Below are 18,802 nucleotides of genomic sequence, written 5' to 3'. Positions count from 1 at the left end.
AGTTGACGGACGGCTGGGGCCCGTACCCGGGGCCGCAGGGACCGGTTCGCTGAGACCGGCGGTGGCCGCCGCGGGTTGCCCTGTGTGCCGTGGCGGTCGGCGCCCTCGGCTCGTGGCGTCGTGCCCGCCGGGGTTCTCGAGGGCGCGACCCGCTCTCGGGAGGAAACTCCCCTCCGGAGGCTCGGGTTCGGGCGCTGCGGGTCGGCGTGGCCGACACGGGTAGCCTTGCCGCCCGTGACTTCGACACTCATCTGGATCGCGGTCGTCCTCTTCGCGATCGGCCTCTATCTGAGCTGGACCGCGGGACGCCTCGACCGACTGCACGCACGCATCGACGCCGCCCGTGCCGCGCTCGACGCGCAGCTGCTGCGCCGCGCGTCGGTCGCCCAGGAACTGGCCACCTCCGGGGTACTGGACCCGGCCGCCTCGATCGTCCTCTACGAGGCGGCGCACGCGGCCCGGCAGGCCGAGGAGGAACAACGCGAGGTCGCCGAGAGCGAGCTGAGCCAGGCGCTGCGGGCCGTGTTCGAGGACGCGCAGCAGGTGGAGGTCGTACGCGCGGCCCCCGGAGGTGAGGACGCCGCCAACGAGCTGGCCCAGGCCGTCCGCCGGGTCCCCATGGCCCGCCGCTTCCACAACGACGCCGTCCGCGCGGCCCGCGCCCTTCGCCGCCACCGCACGGTCCGCTGGTTCCGCCTCGCCGGCCACGCCCCGTTCCCGCTGGCCTTCGAGATGGACGACGAGCCGCCGGCCGCCGTGGCGGACCGAGCGGGCACGTGACCCCGGGGGTGTCTCGCCCCCCTGGCCGCCCGTGCGGAGCAAGGGGCGCAGCCCCCCTGCTTTCCAGGGGCGCGGGGAACTGCGCGAGCACCCGCACCCGCACCCGCCCACGAACACCCCGAGCTCTCCCGCGTGGCGGGGGAAGGGGCGGCAGCCCCTGGGATGGGAGGGGACGGGAAGGTGGAGGCGGGGGCGAAAACGATCCACCGCCTCCCCATTGGCCCTTGCAGTGGCCTGCTCCCCTCACGTTTCCTCGGTGATTGCAGAAACCCTCTTCCCCGAGCGAGGTCAAACCCGTGTCGAGCACGCTCTCCAACCCCACCGCCCAGACCCCCGAGACCGGCACCGCCCGCGTGAAGCGCGGCATGGCCGAGCAGCTCAAGGGCGGTGTGATCATGGACGTCGTCAACGCCGAGCAGGCGAAGATCGCCGAGGACGCGGGCGCCGTCGCGGTCATGGCCCTGGAGCGGGTCCCCGCCGACATCCGCAAGGACGGCGGCGTGGCCCGGATGTCCGACCCGGACATGATCGAGGGCATCATCGAGGCCGTCTCCATCCCGGTCATGGCCAAGTCCCGCATAGGCCACTTCGTCGAGGCCCAGGTCCTGCAGTCCCTCGGTGTCGACTACATCGACGAGTCCGAGGTCCTCACCCCGGCCGACGAGGTCAACCACTCCGACAAGTGGGCCTTCACGACCCCGTTCGTCTGCGGCGCCACCAACCTCGGTGAGGCCCTGCGCCGCATCGCCGAGGGCGCGGCCATGATCCGCTCGAAGGGCGAGGCCGGCACCGGCAACGTCGTCGAGGCCGTCCGCCACCTGCGCCAGATCAAGAACGAGATCGCCAAGCTGCGCGGCTTCGACAACAACGAGCTCTACGCCGCCGCCAAGGAGCTCCGCGCCCCGTACGAGATCGTCAAGGAGGTCGCCGAGCTCGGCAAGCTCCCGGTCGTCCTGTTCTCCGCCGGCGGTGTGGCCACCCCCGCCGACGCCGCGCTGATGCGCCAGCTCGGCGCCGAGGGCGTCTTCGTCGGCTCCGGCATCTTCAAGTCCGGCGACCCGGCCAAGCGCGCCGCCGCCATCGTGAAGGCCACCACCTTCTACGACGACCCGAAGATCATCGCGGACGCCTCCCGCAACCTGGGCGAAGCCATGGTCGGCATCAACTGCGACACCCTCCCCGAGGCCGAGCGCTACGCGAACCGGGGCTGGTAAGCACCCATGAGCGACACCCCCGTCGTAGGCGTCCTGGCTCTCCAGGGCGACGTACGGGAGCACCTCGTCGCCCTGGCCGCGGCCGATGCCGTGGCCAGGGCGGTGCGGCGCCCCGAGGAACTCGCCGAGGTGGACGGCCTCGTCATCCCCGGCGGCGAGTCCACCACCATCTCCAAGCTCGCCGTCCTCTTCGGCGTGATGGAACCCCTCCGCGCGCGCGTGCGGGACGGCATGCCCGTGTACGGCACCTGCGCCGGCCTGATCATGCTCGCCGACAAGATCCTCGACCCGCGCTCGGGCCAGGAGACCATCGGCGGTATCGACATGATCGTGCGCCGTAACGCCTTCGGGCGTCAGAACGAGTCGTTCGAAGCGGCGGTCGACGTGAAGGGTGTCGAGGGCGATCCTGTGGAGGGCGTCTTCATCCGCGCCCCCTGGGTCGAGTCCGTGGGCGCCGAGACGGAGGTGCTGGCCGAGCACAAGGGCCACATCGTCGCCGTACGCCAGGGCAACGCCCTTGCCACGTCGTTCCATCCGGAGCTGACCGGCGACCACCGGCTGCACGCGCTGTTCGTCGAGATGGTGCGCGCGAACCGGGTGGCGGAGTCCTTGTAGGATCTCTGGGGTTCGTTGCAGAGATGGGTTACGCGAAGGAGACAGGCAGATGTCCGGCCACTCTAAATGGGCTACGACGAAGCACAAGAAGGCCGTGATCGACGCCAAGCGCGGCAAGCTCTTCGCGAAGCTGATCAAGAACATCGAGGTCGCGGCGCGCATGGGCGGCGTGGACATCGAGGGCAACCCGACTCTGTACGACGCCATCCAGAAGGCGAAGAAGCAGTCGGTCCCGAACAAGAACATCGACTCCGCGGTCAAGCGCGGCGGCGGTCTCGAGGCCGGTGGCGCCGACTACGAGACGATCATGTACGAGGGCTACGGCCCGAACGGTGTCGCGGTGCTCATCGAGTGCCTCACCGACAACCGCAACCGTGCCGCCTCCGACGTCCGTGTCGCCATGACCCGCAACGGCGGCTCGATGGCCGACCCCGGTTCCGTCTCGTACCTCTTCCACCGCAAGGGCGTCGTGATCGTCCCCAAGGGCGAGCTGTCCGAGGACGACGTCCTGGAGGTCGTGCTCGACGCGGGTGCCGAGGAGGTCAACGACCTGGGCGAGTCCTTCGAGGTGCTCAGCGAGGCCACCGACCTGGTCGCGGTCCGCACCTCCCTCCAGGAGGCCGGCATCGACTACGACTCCGCCGAGGCCAACTTCGTCCCGACCATGCAGGTCGAGCTGGACGAGGAGGGCGCCCGGAAGATCTTCAAGCTGATCGACGCCCTGGAGGACAGCGACGACGTCCAGAACGTCTTCGCCAACTTCGACGTGAGCGACGACGTCATGGCCAAGGTCGACGCCTGATCGTCGGCAGCCGCGACGCACGAATGGCCCGCCGAAGCGAACTTCGGCGGGCCATTCGTCATGTTCCGGCGTTCGATCAGCCGTCGATGCTCTTCACGTCACCGGTGTGCTTGAGGTGACCCTTGCCGTCGGCGGCGACGGTGTCGGCCTTCATGTACTCGACCTTGCCGTCCTTCCACCAGATGTTGATGGTCGCCTTCTTGTCGCAGATGTTGTGGTAGTAGACGGTGGTGGTCGAAACACCGTCGGCCCACGACCAGTTGAAGCAGCCGCTGCGACCGGTGTGCTTGGCGTCGGCCGCCGCCTGGGCGGGGGTCGCGAGCGCCAGGCCCGTCGCCAGCAGGGCGGTGGCGGTCACGCCGATCTTCGCTATGGAACGCATGGATTCCCCGATTCTTGTGCGATGCGATTGATGCGAACATCACTTCGCTGGAAAGCGGACGGTGGTCTGCCGTCCGCGTCGTGCCGGAACATATAAGTGATCAAGTGTTCGAGGCAATCAATAAAGGCCGCAGCGGCAGCGGTTTCTGACGACATGTCTGGAGTATCGGGATGCTCGGGTGAAGATCCTTTGCTCTTGCTTTGCATATCCTGTGGAGCTTGCGTGGTCCTGGTGACGGTCCTGCCGCCCGTGCCTCAGCCGCATCCCGACCCGGCCTGCGGACGTTGTCGGTGCCGCCGGATAGCCTGACCGGGCAGGATGGACAGGAATGAGGAGGCAACGGACCAAGGTGCGTGTACTCGGTGTGGATCCCGGGCTGACCCGCTGCGGCGTCGGTGTGGTCGAGGGTGTCGCGGGGCGACCGTTGACCCTGCGTGGCGTAGGAGTCGTCCGTACGCCCGTGGACGCGGAGCTGGGCGACCGCCTCGTCGCCATCGAGCAGGGCATCGAACAGTGGCTGGACGAGCACCAGCCCGAATGTGTCGCGGTGGAGCGCGTGTTCAGTCAGCACAACGTCCGTACGGTGATGGGCACGGCCCAGGCCAGCGCGGTGGCCATGCTCTGCGCCGCCCGGCGCGGCCTCCCCGTCGCCCTGCACACCCCGAGTGAGGTCAAGGCCGCCGTCACCGGCAACGGACGCGCCGACAAGGCCCAGGTCGGAGCCATGGTCACCCGCCTGCTGCGGCTCGACGCTCCCCCGAAACCCGCCGACGCCGCCGACGCCCTCGCACTCGCCATCTGCCACATCTGGCGGGCCCCCGCCCAGAACCGGCTCCAGCAGGCCGTCGCCCTGCACGCAACCAAAGCACCGATCGCCGACAGAGCGTCGATCGCATCGAAAGGCCGCCCCGCATGATCGCCTTCGTCAGTGGCCCGGTCGCCGCCCTCGCCCCGGACTCCGCGGTGGTCGAGGTGGGAGGGATCGGCATCGCCGTCCAGTGCACGCCCAACACCCTGTCCGGGCTCCGCATGGGCCGCCCGGCCAAGCTCGCCACCTCCCTTGTCGTCCGGGAGGACTCGCTGACCTTGTACGGCTTCGTGGACGACGACGAACGCCAGGTCTTCGAACTGCTGCAGACGGCGAGCGGCGTGGGCCCCCGGCTGGCACAGGCGATGCTCGCCGTGCACAGCCCCGACGCACTGCGCCGAGCGGTGGCCACCGGCGACGAGAAAGCGCTCATCGCCGTCCCCGGCATCGGCAAGAAGGGCGCCCAGAAGCTCCTCCTGGAACTCAAGGACCGCCTGGGCGAACCGATCGGCGCACCCGTGATCGGTACCGCGATCACCACCGGCTGGCGCGACCAACTGCACGCGGCCCTGATCGGCCTCGGCTACGCGACCCGCGAGGCCGACGAGGCCGTCTCGGCCGTGGCACCCCAGGCCGAGGCCACCGAAGGCACGCCCCAGGTGGGCCAGTTGCTGAAGGCCGCGCTCCAGACGCTCAACAGAACACGCTGACGCACGCACTGACGCTTCACCCATCCGACCGCGACCCGCGAGGCACACGCAATGAACTGGGACGACACGACCGACGAGACCGCCCCCGAGGGGCTCGTCGGTCCCGCCGCGGAGCGGCTGGTGGGCTCTGTCGCCGATGGTGAGGACCAGGCCGTCGAGGCAGCCCTGCGCCCCAAGGACCTGGACGAGTTCATCGGCCAGGAGAAGGTCCGCGAGCAGCTCGACCTGGTCCTGCGGGCGGCACGCGCGCGGGGTGCCACCGCCGACCACGTCCTGCTCTCCGGCGCCCCGGGCCTCGGCAAGACCACGCTCTCGATGATCATCGCGGCCGAGATGGGCGCCCCCATCCGCATCACCTCCGGCCCCGCCATCCAGCACGCCGGCGACCTGGCCGCGATCCTCTCCTCCCTCCAGGAGGGCGAGGTCCTCTTCCTCGACGAGATCCACCGCATGTCCCGGCCCGCCGAGGAGATGCTGTACATGGCGATGGAGGACTTCCGCGTCGACGTGATCGTCGGCAAGGGCCCCGGCGCCACGGCGATCCCCCTCGAACTACCGCCCTTCACCCTGGTCGGCGCCACCACACGCGCGGGTCTGCTGCCGCCGCCGCTGCGCGACCGCTTCGGCTTCACCGCGCACATGGAGTTCTACGAACCTGCCGAGCTGGAGCGCGTCATCCACCGCTCGGCGAACCTCCTCGACGTCGAGATCGACACGGCCGGCGCCGCCGAGATCGCGGGCCGCTCACGCGGCACACCCCGTATCTCCAACCGTCTGCTGCGCCGCGTACGGGACTACGCGCAGGTCAAGGCGGACGGCGTCATCACGCGCGACATCGCCGCGGCCGCCCTCGCCGTCTACGAGGTGGACGCCCGCGGCCTCGACCGCCTCGACCGGGGCGTGCTCGAAGCCCTGCTCAAGCTCTTCGGCGGCGGCCCCGTCGGCCTCTCGACGCTCGCCGTCGCCGTGGGGGAGGAGCGCGAGACGGTCGAGGAGGTCGCCGAACCCTTCCTCGTCCGCGAGGGACTGCTCGCCCGGACCCCCCGGGGCCGGGTGGCGACGCCCGCCGCTTGGGCCCATCTCGGACTCACCCCGCCACGCGGCACGACCGGCGGAAACGGACAACAGGACCTGTTCGGGGCGTGACCGTCTCGTGACGGCGCGGTACTCGCCCGGCAAGGAACCCCGGTGACATGCTGTGCGTTGTTCCATCACGGTGGACTCGCTTAGACTCCGCCGATGCCGCCCTTGTCGGCAGCACACATACCCCCAACCATCAGGCCGCTCGCCATCGCGGTCGTGTGAAGGAAGTTCCGACCCGTGAGTCTCGTGACCCTCCTCCCGTTCATCGTGCTCATCGGGGCCATGATCCTGATGACCCGATCGGCCAAGAAGAAGCAGCAGCAGGCCGTCGACATGCGGAACCAGATGCAGCCCGGTTCCGGCGTCCGCACGATCGGGGGCATGTACGCGACCGTCAAGGAGGTCAGCGAGGACACGGTCCTCCTCGACGCCGGGCCGGGCGTCGAGCTGCTGTTCGCCAAGAACTCCATCGGTGCCGTCCTCAGCGACGAGGAGTACAACCGCATCGTCCACGGCATCGAGCACGACCTGAAGTCCGACGTCGTCCCGGACGACGCCTCCTCCCTCACCGAGACCGACGAGCCCTCCGACGACGCTTCCGCCGCTTCCGACGACAAGCCCATCGACCTCGGCAAGAAGGACGCGTCCGACGACGCGGCCGACGAGACCGCCGAGGCGAAGGCCGCCCACAAGGCCGACGAAGCAGAGCCGAAGAAGACCGACGGCGAGTCCGACGCGAAGTAGTCACGTCCCGGGAGTGCGAGCGAGAACCGCCCGCGCCCTGGGCACGTGCCGTTTTCGCCCGGATTCCCCGACACCAGTCATGGCCGTCCCGCGCTGACCCCGCGCACGGCGGCCCGAGAGGGAGTACGAGAAGGTGGCAGCACCGAAGAAGGGCCGGAGCGCGAGCGCCCAGGGCAAGCCTGGGCGCGCGCTGGCCCTCATCCTGATCGCCATCGTGGCGCTCACCGGGGGAATGTTCGCCTCCGGACACACCACTCCGCGTCTCGGCATCGACCTGGCCGGTGGTACGAGCATCACGCTGACGGCGATCAACGAGCCCGGCCAGCCCAACGCGATCAACAAGACCAACATGGACACAGCGGTCGAGATCATGAGCCGTCGTGTCAATGGTCTGGGTGTGTCGGAGTCAGAGGTCCAGACCCAGGGCCGTGACAACATCATTGTCAACATTCCCAAGGGCACGAACTCCAAGGAAGCCCGGGACCAGGTCGGTACCACCGCCAAGCTGTACTTCCGTCCGGTCCTGCAGGTGGAGGCCTCGGGCGCGACGGCCACCCCGAGTGCCCCTCCGAGCTCCAGCGGCAGCGCCTCGCCGAGCCCGACGACCTCCGACGACACGGACAAGGCAGCCTCCTCCGAGTCCGCCAGCCCGTCGGCCACCGCCACCTCGCAGGGGCGTGCGGTGACGGACGCGCTCAAGGCAGACCCCACGCCTTCCACGACCTCCTCGGAGTCCCCCAAGGCCTCCGAGAGCGCGCCGGCCGCCAGCCCGACCGCCGACCCACAGATCCAGGCGCTCCAAGCGGCGTACGCGAAGCTCGACTGCACCGACCCGAAGCAGCAGGCCCAGGCCGGCAAGGGCAAGAGCACGGAGCCCGTCGTCGCCTGTGGCAAGGAGAACGGCGGCTGGAGCAAGTTCGTGCTCGGCCCGGTCGGCGTCGACGGCACGGAGATCACGAAGGCCGAGGCCATCCTCGACACGACCCAGGGCTCAGGCTGGAAGGTCGTCATGAACTTCGACTCCAAGGGCGAGAAGAAGTTCACCGACGTCACCACCACGCTGTCGAGCCAGACCTCCCCGCAGAACCAGTTCGCGATCGTCCTCGACGACGAGGTGGTCTCCCACCCCGAGGTCAACGGGCCCATCACCGGCGGCAAGGCCGAGATCTCCGGCAGCTTCACGCAGGAAGAGGCCCAGAACCTCTCCAACATGCTGTCGTACGGCGCTCTCCCCCTGACCTTCAAGGAGTCCAGCGTCACCACGGTCAGCCCCGCGCTCGGTGGTGAGCAGCTGGAGGCCGGTCTGATCGCGGGTGCGATCGGTCTGGCCCTGGTCATGATCTACCTGATCGTCTACTACCGCGGCCTGTCGCTCATCGCCATCGCCTCGCTGCTGGCCTCCGCGATCCTGACCTACGTGATCATGACGCTGCTCGGCCCGACCATCCACTTCGCGCTGAACCTGCCGGCCGTCTGCGGTGCCATCGTCGCGATCGGCATCACAGCGGACTCGTTCATCGTGTACTTCGAACGCGTCCGGGACGAGATCCGCGAGGGCCGTTCGCTGCGGCCCGCGGTCGAGCGGGCCTGGCCGCGGGCCCGGCGCACCATCCTGGTCTCCGACTTCGTGTCGTTCCTCGCCGCCGCGGTGCTGTTCATCGTCACCGTCGGCAAGGTCCAGGGCTTCGCGTTCACGCTCGGTCTGACGACCGTGCTCGACGTGGTCGTCGTCTTCTTCTTCACCAAGCCGCTGTTGACGCTGCTGGCCCGCACCAAGTTCTTCGGCAACGGCCACAGCTGGTCCGGCCTGGACCCGAAGCGACTGGGCGCCCGGCCTCCGCTGCGCCGCACTCGCCGTCCCGCCGCCCCCGCCGACCCGAAGGAGGCCTGAGATGTCGAAGCTCGGTGACCTCGGAGCCCGACTCCACCGCGGCGAGGTCGGTTACGACTTCGTCGGTAACCGCAAGCTCTGGTACGGCGTCTCCATCCTGATCACCATCACGGCCATCCTCGGCCTGGGGGTGCGCGGCATGAACATGGGCATCGAGTTCCAGGGCGGTGCCGTCTTCACCACGCCGAAGACGAGCGTCTCGGTCTCCCAGGCCGAGACGTACGCCGAAGAGGCCTCCGGCCACGACGCGATCGTCCAGAAGCTCGGCAACGACACCCTGCGCATTCAGATCTCAGGTGTGGACACGGGCAAGTCGGACCAGATCAAGGACGACCTCGCCAAGGACCTCAAGGTCGACTCGGAAGCGATCAACGCCGACCTGGTCGGCCCCAGCTGGGGTGACCAGATCGCCAACAAGGCCTGGCAGGGCCTGGGGATCTTCCTGGTCCTCGTGGTGATCTACCTGGCGATCGCGTTCGAGTGGCGCATGGCCATCGCCGCCTTCGTCGCCCTGATCCACGACATCACCATCACCATCGGCATCTACGCCCTCGTCGGCTTCGAGGTGACGCCGGGTACGGTGATCGGTCTGCTGACGATCCTCGGTTACTCGCTCTACGACACGGTCGTCGTCTTCGACAGCCTCAAGGAGCAGACGAAGGACATCACCAAGCAGAGCCGGTGGACCTACAGCGACGTCGCGAACCGCTCGATCAACAGCACCCTGGTGCGGTCGATCAACACCACGGTGGTCGCGCTGCTGCCGGTCGCAGGCCTGCTGTTCATCGGTGGCGGTGTCCTCGGCGCGGGCATGCTCAACGACATCTCGCTGTCGCTGTTCGTCGGCCTCGCGGCAGGCGCGTACTCGTCGATCTTCATCGCCACGCCGCTCGTCGCCGACCTCAAGGAGCGCGAGCCGCAGATGAAGGCCCTCAAGAAGCGCGTGCTCGCCAAGCGGGCCCAGGCCGAGCGCGACGTGGATCCGACAGGCGACGAGTCGTACGACGACGAGCCGGCGGACGTCACCCCCGCGGTCGTCGGCCCGCGTGCCCAGTCCGGGAGCCGCAGCCGGGGCCGGGGCGGGAAGCGGCGATGACCGAGCTCGCAGAAGTCACGACGCTGCTGCTCAGCCGCATACGCGATGTCGCGGACTACCCGGTGCCGGGCGTGATGTTCAAGGACATCACCCCGCTGCTGGCCGACCCGGCGGCGTTCACCGCGCTGACGGACGCGCTGGCGGAGCTGGCCCTGCGGCACGGCGCCACGAAGATCGTCGGCCTGGAGGCCCGGGGCTTCATCCTGGGCGCCCCGGCCGCCGTCCGCGCGGGCGTCGGCTTCATCCCCGTACGCAAGGCGGGCAAGCTCCCCGGAGCCACGCTCGGCCAGGCCTACGACCTGGAGTACGGCTCCGCCGAGATCGAGGTGCACGCCGAGGACCTGACCGCGGGCGACCGCGTCATGGTCATCGACGACGTCCTCGCCACCGGCGGCACCGCCGAGGCCTCCCTCCAGCTGATCCGCCGCGCGGGCGCCGAGGTCGCCGGTGTGGCTGTCCTGATGGAGCTGTCCTTCCTGGCGGGCCGGCAGCGCCTGGAGTCCGCGCTGGCCGGGGCCCCGCTGGAGGCCCTGATCACCGTCTGACCCGCAGCACACGACACCCGACGGGCGCCCCGGAATCCTTTCCGGGGCGCCCGTCGCACGTCCCGGCACACGGAACGCGCCGCAGCCCACGCCCGCGCGCACCACGGCTCCTACCAGTGCGTGTACCACCGCGCGCACCACGGCGCGGACCCCGAGCCGGGCCCCGAGGAATCCGGTTCCCGTCTCCGGTGTTTCACGGGTTGACGGCCTTCACAGTGGCCTGAAGGCGATCCTGACGCGCGGGATCGCTACCATGGGTGCTCCGGAGCCTGACCGGGGGACCCGGATCGCGCACGAGGAGCCCTCTTGGCAGACGAGGCCCAGCACCTGACCGCCGCCAAGCCCGAGTCCGCCTCGGGCCCCGCGGCCAAGCCCGCGCAGAACACGACGAAGGCGAACCCCGAGAGCGCCGCCACGTCCGCGCAGGGCTCGGTCGAGCACGCCCAGTCCGCGCCCGCCGACAAGGCCGCCGGCCCGTCGCGCCCCAAGCCCGCCGCACCCGAGAGCCCCGCGCCCGCGCCCACTCCGGCGCCCCCGGCACGCCCCGCCGCCACCGGCCAGCCCGCCCGCTCCGGCTCCTCCAACCGCGTACGCGCCCGGCTCGCCCGGCTCGGCGTCCAGCGCTCCAACCCGTACAACCCGGTCCTGGAGCCGCTGCTGCGGATCGTGCGCAGCAACGACCCGAAGATCGAGACGGCGACGCTCCGCCAGATCGAGAAGGCCTACCAGGTCGCCGAGCGCTGGCACCGAGGCCAGAAGCGCAAGAGCGGCGACCCGTACATCACGCACCCGCTCGCCGTCACCACCATCCTCGCCGAGCTGGGCATGGATCCGGCCACCCTGATGGCGGGCCTGCTGCACGACACGGTCGAGGACACCGAGTACGGCCTCGACCAGCTCCGCCGCGACTTCGGCGACTCCGTCGCCCTCCTCGTCGACGGCGTCACCAAGCTCGACAAGGTCAAGTTCGGCGAGGCCGCCCAGGCCGAGACCGTGCGCAAGATGGTCGTCGCCATGGCCAAGGACCCGCGCGTCCTGGTCATCAAGCTCGCCGACCGCCTGCACAACATGCGCACCATGCGCTACCTCAAGCGCGAGAAGCAGGAGAAGAAGGCGCGCGAGACCCTCGAGATCTACGCGCCCCTCGCCCACCGCCTGGGCATGAACACCATCAAGTGGGAGCTGGAGGACCTCGCCTTCGCGATCCTCTACCCCAAGATGTACGACGAGATCGTCCGGCTGGTGGCCGAGCGGGCACCGAAGCGTGACGAGTACCTCGCCATAGTGACCGACGAGGTGCAGCAGGACCTGCGGGCCGCCCGCATCAAGGCGACCGTCACCGGCCGCCCGAAGCACTACTACAGCGTCTACCAGAAGATGATCGTCCGCGGCCGTGACTTCGCGGAGATCTACGACCTGGTCGGCATCCGCGTCCTGGTGGACACCGTCCGCGACTGCTACGCGGCCCTGGGCACCGTCCACGCCCGCTGGAACCCGGTTCCGGGGCGGTTCAAGGACTACATCGCGATGCCCAAGTTCAACATGTACCAGTCGCTGCACACGACGGTCATCGGGCCCAACGGCAAGCCCGTCGAACTCCAGATCCGTACGTTCGACATGCACCGCCGCGCCGAGTACGGCATCGCCGCGCACTGGAAGTACAAGCAGGAGGCTGTCGCCGGCGCCTCCAAGGTGCGCTCGGACCAGCCGAGGACCACCGGCAAGGACGACCACCTCAACGACATGGCCTGGCTGCGTCAGCTGCTGGACTGGCAGAAGGAGACCGAGGACCCCGGCGAGTTCCTGGAGTCCCTGCGCTTCGACCTGTCCCGCAACGAGGTCTTCGTCTTCACACCGAAGGGCGACGTGATAGCGCTGCCGGCCAGCGCCACCCCCGTCGACTTCGCCTACGCGGTCCACACCGAGGTCGGCCACCGCACCATAGGCGCCCGGGTCAACGGCCGGCTGGTCCCGCTCGAATCCACCCTCGACAACGGCGACCTGGTGGAGGTCTTCACCTCCAAGGCGGCCGGCGCGGGCCCCTCCCGCGACTGGCTCGGCTTCGTGAAGTCGCCGCGGGCCCGCAACAAGATCCGCGCCTGGTTCTCCAAGGAGCGGCGCGACGAGGCCATCGAGCAGGGCAAGGACGCCATCGTCCGCGCGATGCGCAAGCAGAACCTGCCGATCCAGCGCATCCTCACCGGCGACTCACTGGTCACCCTCGCCCACGAGATGCGCTACCCCGACATCTCCGCCCTCTACGCGGCCATAGGCGAAGGCCATGTCTCCGCGCAGAGCGTGGTGCAGAAGCTGGTCCAGGCCCTCGGCGGCGAGGAGGCGGCCACCGAGGAGATGGACGAGGCCGTACCGCCCACCCGCGGCCGCGGCCGCAAGCGGCGCGGCAGCAACGACCCCGGTGTCGTGGTCAAGGGTGTCGACGACGTCTGGGTCAAGCTCGCCCGCTGTTGTACGCCCGTCCCCGGCGACCCCATCATCGGCTTCGTCACCCGCGGCAGCGGCGTATCGGTTCACCGCAGCGACTGCGTCAACGTCGAGTCGCTGTCCCGCGAGCCCGAGCGCATCCTCGAGGTCGAGTGGGCACCCACCCAGTCGTCGGTCTTCCTCGTCGCCATACAGGTCGAGGCCCTGGACCGCAGCCGTCTGCTGTCGGACGTCACCCGTGTCCTGTCCGACCAGCACGTCAACATCCTCTCCGCGGCCGTCCAGACCTCCCGCGACCGCGTCGCCACCTCCCGCTTCACCTTCGAGATGGGCGACCCGAAACACCTCGGCCACGTCCTGAAGGCCGTACGCGGCGTGGAAGGCGTGTACGACGTGTACCGGGTGACATCGGCACGGAGGCCGTAGCGGGCCGGTGAACGGCCGGCGGAAGGCCGGACGAACGAGTGAGGGGCTCCCGTACGGTGCGTACGGGAGCCCCTCACTCGTGTGCCGTCGGTGTCAGCCGCCGAACTCCTGCAGACCCTTCAGCGCCTGGTCCAGCAGGGCCTGGCGGCCGTCGAGCTCGCGCTGGAGCTTGTCGGCCCTGGCGTTGTTGCCCTGGGCGCGGGCGGCCTCGATCTGGCCCGTCAGCTTGTCGACGGCGGCCTGGAGCTGGCCCGTGAGACCGGCGGCGCGGGCGCGGGCCTCCGGGTTGGTGCGGCGCCACTCGGCCTCCTCGGCTTCCTGGATCGCCCGCTCCACCGCGTGCATCCGGCCCTCGACCTTCGGGCGGGCGTCGCGCGGCACATGGCCGATGGCCTCCCAGCGCTCGTTGACCGAGCGGAAGGCGGCACGGGCCGTCTTCAGATCCGTCACCGGCAGGATCTTCTCCGCCTCCCCGGCCAGCTCCTCCTTGAGCTTGAGGTTCTCCGACTGCTCCGCGTCACGCTCGGCGAACACGGAGCTGCGGGCGGCGAAGAAGACGTCCTGGGCGCCGCGGAAGCGGTTCCACAGGTCGTCCTCGTGCTCGCGCTGGGCGCGGCCCGCGGCCTTCCAGTCGGCCATCAGCTCGCGGTAGCGCGCCGCCGTGGGACCCCAGTCGGTCGAGTTCGACAGCGCCTCGGCCTCCGCGACCAGCTTCTCCTTGGTCTTGCGGGCGTCCTCGCGCTGCGCGTCGAGCTGCGCGAAGTGGGCCTTGCGACGCTTGGAGAACGCCGAGCGGGCGTGCGAGAAGCGGTGCCAGAGCTCGTCGTCGGACTTGCGGTCCAGCCGCGGCAGACCCTTCCAGGTGTCCACCAGCGCGCGCAGCCGCTCACCGGCGGACCGCCACTGGTCGGACTGGGCCAGTTCCTCCGCCTCGGTGACCAGGGCCTCCTTGGCGTGCCGAGCCTCGTCGGACTGCTTCGCCCGCTGCTGCTTGCGCTCCTCGCGGCGTGCCTCGACCGTCTCGACGAGCTTGTCCAGCCGCACCTTGAGCGCGTTCAGGTCACCGACGGCGTGGTGCGCGTCCACCTGCTCGCGAATGTGGTCGATAGCGGCCTGGGCGTCCTTCGCCGACAGGTCGGTGGTCTTCACACGCTTCTCGAGGAGGCCGATCTCGACAACCAGGCCCTCGTACTTGCGCTCGAAGTAGGCCAGCGCCTCCTCGGGGGAGCCGGCCTGCCAGGAACCGACGACCTGCTCGCCGTCGGCCGTACGCACGTACACGGTCCCCGTCTCGTCGACGCGGCCCCACGGGTCGCTGCTCACAGCGCCTCCTCCACATGATGCCTGCAAGGGGCCTCAGCGCCCCCGAGCATCGTCCACAGTTTCGTCACGGCCAACATAGGCGACCGGCGGGTTGCCTGTCCGCATCCCGCGCGACCGAAATTTCACCGTCGGTGGTCAGGACTTCTTGACAGTCGCCTTGTCGATCACAACGGTCGCATTGGGCGTCCCATCACCCATGCCGGTGTTCTCGCCGGCCTTGGCGATCTTCGTGAGGACCTTCATGCCCGCCTCGGAGATCGTGCCGAACGGGGTGTAGTTGGCCGGCAGCGGGCTGTCCTGGAAGACGAGGAAGAACTGGCTGCCGCCGCTGTTCTTGCCCTCGCCCGTCTGGGCGTTGAACTGGTTCGCCATCGCGACCGTGCCCGCCGGGTACACATCGCCCTTCAGGCGCGAGTCCTTCAGGTTCTCGTCCGGGATCGTGTAGCCGGGACCGCCCATGCCGGTGCCCTGGGGGTCACCGCACTGCAGGACGTAGATGCCCTGCGTGGTGAGCCGGTGGCACTTGGTGTGGTCCAAGTAGCCCTTGTTCACCAGGAAGTTGAACGAGTTCACGGTGTGCGGGGCCTTCGCCGCGTCCATCGTTATGGGGATGGAACCGCAGGTCGTCCGCAGATCCATCGTGTACTTCGCGGTCTTGTCGACGCTGATCGCGGGTTCCTTCTTGTAGGTGAGCTTCTTCACCTTGCCCGCGGCCGGCTTCTCGCAGGGGTCCGGCGCCTTGCTGGCGCTGGGCGAGGTGCTCGGGGACACCTCGGCGCTCGCGTTGTCCTTCTTGTCGTCGCCCTTGAGGACGTCGGTCGTGTAGAGCGCCACACTGCCCACCAGGATCACGCCGAGGACCGAGGCGATCACGGCGTTGCGGACATGGGCCTTGCGCCGCGCGGACGTGCGTCGCTGCTGCTGCCGCAAGAACTTCTCCCGGGCGAGCTGACGCCGCCGCTGATCCTGGCTGACCACGGGGTTCTCTCCTCATGCGTCTCGTACGTCGACAGGTGCGTCGCGCGTCTCGTGAGTCGACTGTTTGCGTGTGACCCGTACCGTATATGGGTTCGCTGAGGAAACGGCAGCGCCGGTAGGCTCTGATCCACAGCAACCCACCCTCGTACGACACAAGAAGGACGATCGTGCTCATTGCCGGGTTCCCCGCCGGGGCCTGGGGGACCAACTGTTATCTGGTCGCCCCCGCCGCCGGTGAGGAGTGCGTGATCATCGACCCGGGCCACCAGGCCACCCAGGGAGTCGAGGAGACGCTGAAGAAGCATCGGCTCAAGCCCGTCGCCGTCGTCCTCACCCACGGCCACATCGACCACGTGGCCTCGGTCGTCCCGGTGTGCGGCGCGCACGACGTACCGGCGTGGATCCATCCCGAGGACCGGTACATGATGAGCGACCCCGAGAAGGCGCTCGGCCGTTCCATCGGCATGCCGCTCATGGGCGAGCTGACCGTGGGGGAGCCGGGTGACGTCAAGGAGCTGACCGACGGCGCGAAGCTCGAACTGGCCGGTCTGGAGCTGTCCGTCGCGCACGCGCCCGGCCATACCAAGGGGTCGGTGACCTTCCGGATGCCCGAGAACACGGAGATCCCCTCCGTGTTCTTCTCCGGGGATCTGCTCTTCGCCGGCTCCATCGGACGCACCGACCTGCCCGGCGGTGACATGGCCGAGATGCTCGACTCGCTGGCCCGCGTGTGCCTGCCGCTCGACGACTCGACCGTGGTGCTGTCCGGCCACGGCCCCCAGACGACCATCGGCCAGGAGCGCGCCACCAACCCGTATCTGCGGCAGGTGGCCGCCGGCGGCCAGGGAGCGGGTCCGACGACCCCTCCCCGACGAGGAATGTGACGAGAGACCTTCCGTGAGCACCTTTCAGGCCCCCAAGGGCACGTACGACCTGCTGCCGCCCCGTTCCGCGACTTTCCTCGCGGTCCGTGAGGCGATCGCCGGCCCGTTGCGCAACTCCGGGTACGGATATGTCGAGACGCCCGGCTTCGAGAACGTCGAGCTCTTCGCGCGCGGTGTGGGAGAGTCGACCGACATCGTGACCAAGGAGATGTACGCATTCGAGACGAAGGGCGGCGACAGGCTGGCCCTGCGCCCCGAGGGCACCGCGTCCGTACTGCGTGCGGCACTTGAGGCGAACCTGCACAGGCAGGGCAACCTTCCGGTCAAGCTCTGGTACTCGGGCTCGTACTACCGCTACGAGCAGCCGCAGGCGGGCCGCTACAGGCACTTCTCCCAGGTCGGCGCCGAAGCGATCGGTGCCGAGGACCCGGCCCTGGACGCCGAGTTGATCATCCTGGCGGACCAGGCGTACCGCTCGCTGGGCCTGCGCGACTTCCGCATCCTGCTGAACAGCCTGGGCGACAAGGAGTGCCGTCCCGTCTACCGGGCCGCGCTGCAGGAGTTCCTGCGCGGCCTGGACCTGGACGAGGACACGCTCCGCCGCGCGGAGATCAACCCGCTCCGGGTCCTCGACGACAAGCGCGAGTCGGTCCAGAAGCAGCTCGGGGACGCCCCGCTGCTGCGCGACTACCTCTGCGACGCCTGCAAGGCGTACCACGAGGAGGTGCGCGAGCTGATCACGGCGGCGGGCGTCTCCTTCGAGGACGACCCGAAGCTGGTGCGCGGCCTGGACTACTACACCCGCACCACCTTCGAGTTCGTCCACGACGGACTGGGTTCGCAGTCCGCGGTGGGCGGCGGCGGCCGCTACGACGGCCTCTCCGAGATGATCGGCGGCCCCGCGCTGCCGTCGGTCGGCTGGGCCCTCGGCGTCGACCGCACCGTCCTGGCCCTGGAGGCGGAGGGTGTCGAGCTCGAACTCCCGGCCGCCACCAGCGTGTTCGCCGTCCCGCTCGGCGAGGAGGCCCGCCGCCTCCTGTTCGCCAAGGTCACCGAGCTGCGCAAGGTGGGCATCGCGGCCGACTTCTCGTACGGCGGGAAGGGCCTGAAGGGCGCGATGAAGAACGCCAACCGGAGTGGCGCGCGCTACACGGTCGTGGCCGGTGAACGCGACCTCGCCGAGGGCGTCGTCCAGCTCAAGGACATGGAGTCCGGCGAGCAGGTCGCCGTCGGCGTGAACGAGATCGTGGCAGAGCTGGAGGCCCGGCTCGGCTGAGTCGAACCCTTGTCGCCCCTACCGCCCCTTACGGGCGGTAGGGGCGACATTTATGTCCAGCGAACGGTGCGCGCGCGAGGGTGTACGGCACAATGACCGTGCCCCAGCGGCCCCTTCGACGCTATGGAATCGACGTGATGAGCAAGACGACAGTCAAGGACGTCTCCGCCGCCCAGCGGGAACACCCCGAGGTCCCGCGCACGGTGGGCGGCAGTCGTGCCTTCGCGATCCTGCTGCTGATCACCGGCGCCGCCGGGCTGCTCGCGTCCTGGGTCATCACGCTCGACAAGTTCAAGCTGCTGGAGGACCCGAACTTCACCCCCGGGTGCAGCCTCAACCCGGTGGTCTCCTGCGGCAACATCATGAAGAGCGACCAGGCGTCCGTCTTCGGGTTCCCCAACCCGATGCTCGGCCTCGTCGCGTACGGCATCGTCATCGGCGTCGGCATGAGCCTGCTCGCCCGGGCGACCTACCCGCGCTGGTACTGGCTGACCTTCAACGCGGGCACCGCCTTCGGCGTCGGCTTCGTGACCTGGCTCCAGTACCAGTCGCTGTACAACATCAACTCGCTCTGCCTGTGGTGCTGCCTCGCCTGGGTCGCCACGATCCTGATGTTCTGGTACGTGACGTCCTTCAACATCCGGCACGGCTTCCTGCCCGCGCCCGGCTGGCTGAAGAGCTTCTTCGGCGAGTTCACCTGGGTCCTGCCCGTGATGCACATCGGCGTCATCGGCATGCTGATCCTGACCCGCTGGTGGGACTTCTGGACCAGCTGACAGCCGGAGGGCGGACCGCCGCAGAGG

At 69.3% G+C, this 18,802-nt stretch carries 18 protein-coding genes; 15 read left to right on the top strand and 3 right to left on the bottom strand.

The genetic code is table 11. The features are described 5' to 3' along the window. The first annotated feature begins 234 nt into the window (after positions 1 to 234). The 4 genes from OG272_RS08675 (at position 235) to OG272_RS08660 (ending at position 3,411) form a co-directional block, all read left to right on the top strand. A complete protein-coding gene (locus OG272_RS08675; RefSeq protein ID WP_326584089.1) occupies positions 235 to 780 on the top strand; it encodes a hypothetical protein in 546 nt (181 codons plus the stop codon). A 296-nt stretch (positions 781 to 1,076) separates the two neighbouring features. Continuing rightward, positions 1,077 to 1,994: a pyridoxal 5'-phosphate synthase lyase subunit PdxS gene (pdxS, locus tag OG272_RS08670; protein ID WP_152167511.1), complete on the top strand. Its 918-nt coding sequence runs from the start codon at positions 1,077 to 1,079 to the stop codon at positions 1,992 to 1,994. A 6-nt stretch (positions 1,995 to 2,000) separates the two neighbouring features. Further along, positions 2,001 to 2,609: a pyridoxal 5'-phosphate synthase glutaminase subunit PdxT gene (gene pdxT / locus OG272_RS08665; protein ID WP_326584090.1), complete on the top strand. Its 609-nt coding sequence runs from the start codon at positions 2,001 to 2,003 to the stop codon at positions 2,607 to 2,609. Between the two features lie 49 nt (positions 2,610 to 2,658). Beyond that, positions 2,659 to 3,411: a YebC/PmpR family DNA-binding transcriptional regulator gene (locus tag OG272_RS08660; protein ID WP_326584091.1), complete on the top strand. Its 753-nt coding sequence runs from the start codon at positions 2,659 to 2,661 to the stop codon at positions 3,409 to 3,411. A 76-nt stretch (positions 3,412 to 3,487) separates the two neighbouring features. Here the strand turns inward: OG272_RS08660 and OG272_RS08655 are convergent, their stop codons facing one another. Beyond that, positions 3,488 to 3,793, bottom strand: coding sequence for a hypothetical protein (locus OG272_RS08655; protein WP_326584092.1), 306 nt, complete (start codon positions 3,791 to 3,793; stop codon positions 3,488 to 3,490). A gap of 349 nt (positions 3,794 to 4,142) precedes the next feature. Between OG272_RS08655 and ruvC the strand changes: the two genes are divergently transcribed. The 8 genes from ruvC (at position 4,143) to OG272_RS08615 (ending at position 13,538) form a co-directional block, all read left to right on the top strand. Next, positions 4,143 to 4,709 (top strand): crossover junction endodeoxyribonuclease RuvC, encoded by a 567-nt coding sequence (ruvC, locus tag OG272_RS08650; protein WP_326585905.1) that lies wholly within the window; start codon positions 4,143 to 4,145, stop codon positions 4,707 to 4,709. Then, positions 4,706 to 5,311, top strand: a complete 606-nt coding sequence (gene ruvA / locus OG272_RS08645) for a Holliday junction branch migration protein RuvA (protein ID WP_326584093.1) — start codon at positions 4,706 to 4,708, stop codon at positions 5,309 to 5,311. The genes ruvC and ruvA overlap by 4 nt, the downstream gene beginning before the upstream one ends. A gap of 51 nt (positions 5,312 to 5,362) precedes the next feature. Continuing rightward, positions 5,363 to 6,457, top strand: a complete 1,095-nt coding sequence (gene ruvB, locus OG272_RS08640) for a Holliday junction branch migration DNA helicase RuvB (RefSeq protein ID WP_327730573.1) — start codon at positions 5,363 to 5,365, stop codon at positions 6,455 to 6,457. A gap of 174 nt (positions 6,458 to 6,631) precedes the next feature. Further along, on the top strand, positions 6,632 to 7,138 hold the full coding sequence (gene yajC, locus OG272_RS08635; protein ID WP_326584095.1) for a preprotein translocase subunit YajC: 507 nt from the start codon (positions 6,632 to 6,634) through the stop codon (positions 7,136 to 7,138). 133 nt (positions 7,139 to 7,271) lie between these two features. Beyond that, positions 7,272 to 9,029 carry a protein translocase subunit SecD gene (gene secD, locus OG272_RS08630; protein ID WP_326584096.1) on the top strand — a complete coding sequence of 586 codons (1,758 nt, stop codon included), beginning with the start codon at positions 7,272 to 7,274 and terminating at the stop codon, positions 9,027 to 9,029. A gap of 1 nt (position 9,030) precedes the next feature. Further along, a complete protein-coding gene (gene secF, locus OG272_RS08625; protein WP_326584097.1) occupies positions 9,031 to 10,125 on the top strand; it encodes a protein translocase subunit SecF in 1,095 nt (364 codons plus the stop codon). Then, positions 10,122 to 10,670 (top strand): adenine phosphoribosyltransferase, encoded by a 549-nt coding sequence (locus OG272_RS08620; protein ID WP_326584098.1) that lies wholly within the window; start codon positions 10,122 to 10,124, stop codon positions 10,668 to 10,670. The genes secF and OG272_RS08620 overlap by 4 nt, the downstream gene beginning before the upstream one ends. A 306-nt stretch (positions 10,671 to 10,976) precedes the next feature. Continuing rightward, positions 10,977 to 13,538 (top strand): bifunctional (p)ppGpp synthetase/guanosine-3',5'-bis(diphosphate) 3'-pyrophosphohydrolase, encoded by a 2,562-nt coding sequence (locus tag OG272_RS08615; protein WP_328507600.1) that lies wholly within the window; start codon positions 10,977 to 10,979, stop codon positions 13,536 to 13,538. Between the two features lie 93 nt (positions 13,539 to 13,631). Here OG272_RS08615 and OG272_RS08610 read toward each other — a convergent pair whose 3' ends face one another. Together OG272_RS08610 and OG272_RS08605 are read right to left on the bottom strand one after the other, a co-directional pair. Next, entirely contained in the window at positions 13,632 to 14,861 is a 1,230-nt protein-coding gene (locus tag OG272_RS08610; RefSeq protein ID WP_326584100.1) for a DUF349 domain-containing protein, read from the bottom strand. 135 nt (positions 14,862 to 14,996) lie between these two features. After that, positions 14,997 to 15,839: a peptidylprolyl isomerase gene (locus tag OG272_RS08605; RefSeq protein WP_326584101.1), complete on the bottom strand. Its 843-nt coding sequence runs from the start codon at positions 15,837 to 15,839 to the stop codon at positions 14,997 to 14,999. A 167-nt stretch (positions 15,840 to 16,006) separates the two neighbouring features. Between OG272_RS08605 and OG272_RS08600 the strand changes: the two genes are divergently transcribed. From OG272_RS08600 to OG272_RS08590, 3 genes are all read left to right on the top strand, one after another. Further along, positions 16,007 to 16,723: an MBL fold metallo-hydrolase gene (locus tag OG272_RS08600; RefSeq protein WP_326584102.1), complete on the top strand. Its 717-nt coding sequence runs from the start codon at positions 16,007 to 16,009 to the stop codon at positions 16,721 to 16,723. Positions 16,724 to 16,736: 13 nt separating this feature from the next. Further along, complete coding sequence (gene hisS, locus OG272_RS08595) at positions 16,737 to 17,999, top strand: histidine--tRNA ligase (protein WP_326584103.1); 1,263 nt, start codon at positions 16,737 to 16,739, stop codon at positions 17,997 to 17,999. 137 nt (positions 18,000 to 18,136) lie between these two features. Further along, positions 18,137 to 18,775 (top strand): vitamin K epoxide reductase family protein, encoded by a 639-nt coding sequence (locus OG272_RS08590; protein ID WP_327730576.1) that lies wholly within the window; start codon positions 18,137 to 18,139, stop codon positions 18,773 to 18,775. The last annotated feature ends 27 nt before the right edge of the window (positions 18,776 to 18,802 follow it).

It is taken from the genome of Streptomyces sp. NBC_00104 (genome assembly GCF_045160825.1).
Classification (GTDB): Bacteria; Actinomycetota; Actinomycetes; order Streptomycetales; family Streptomycetaceae; genus Streptomyces.
This window is presented reverse-complemented; position numbering and strand designations above follow the sequence as displayed.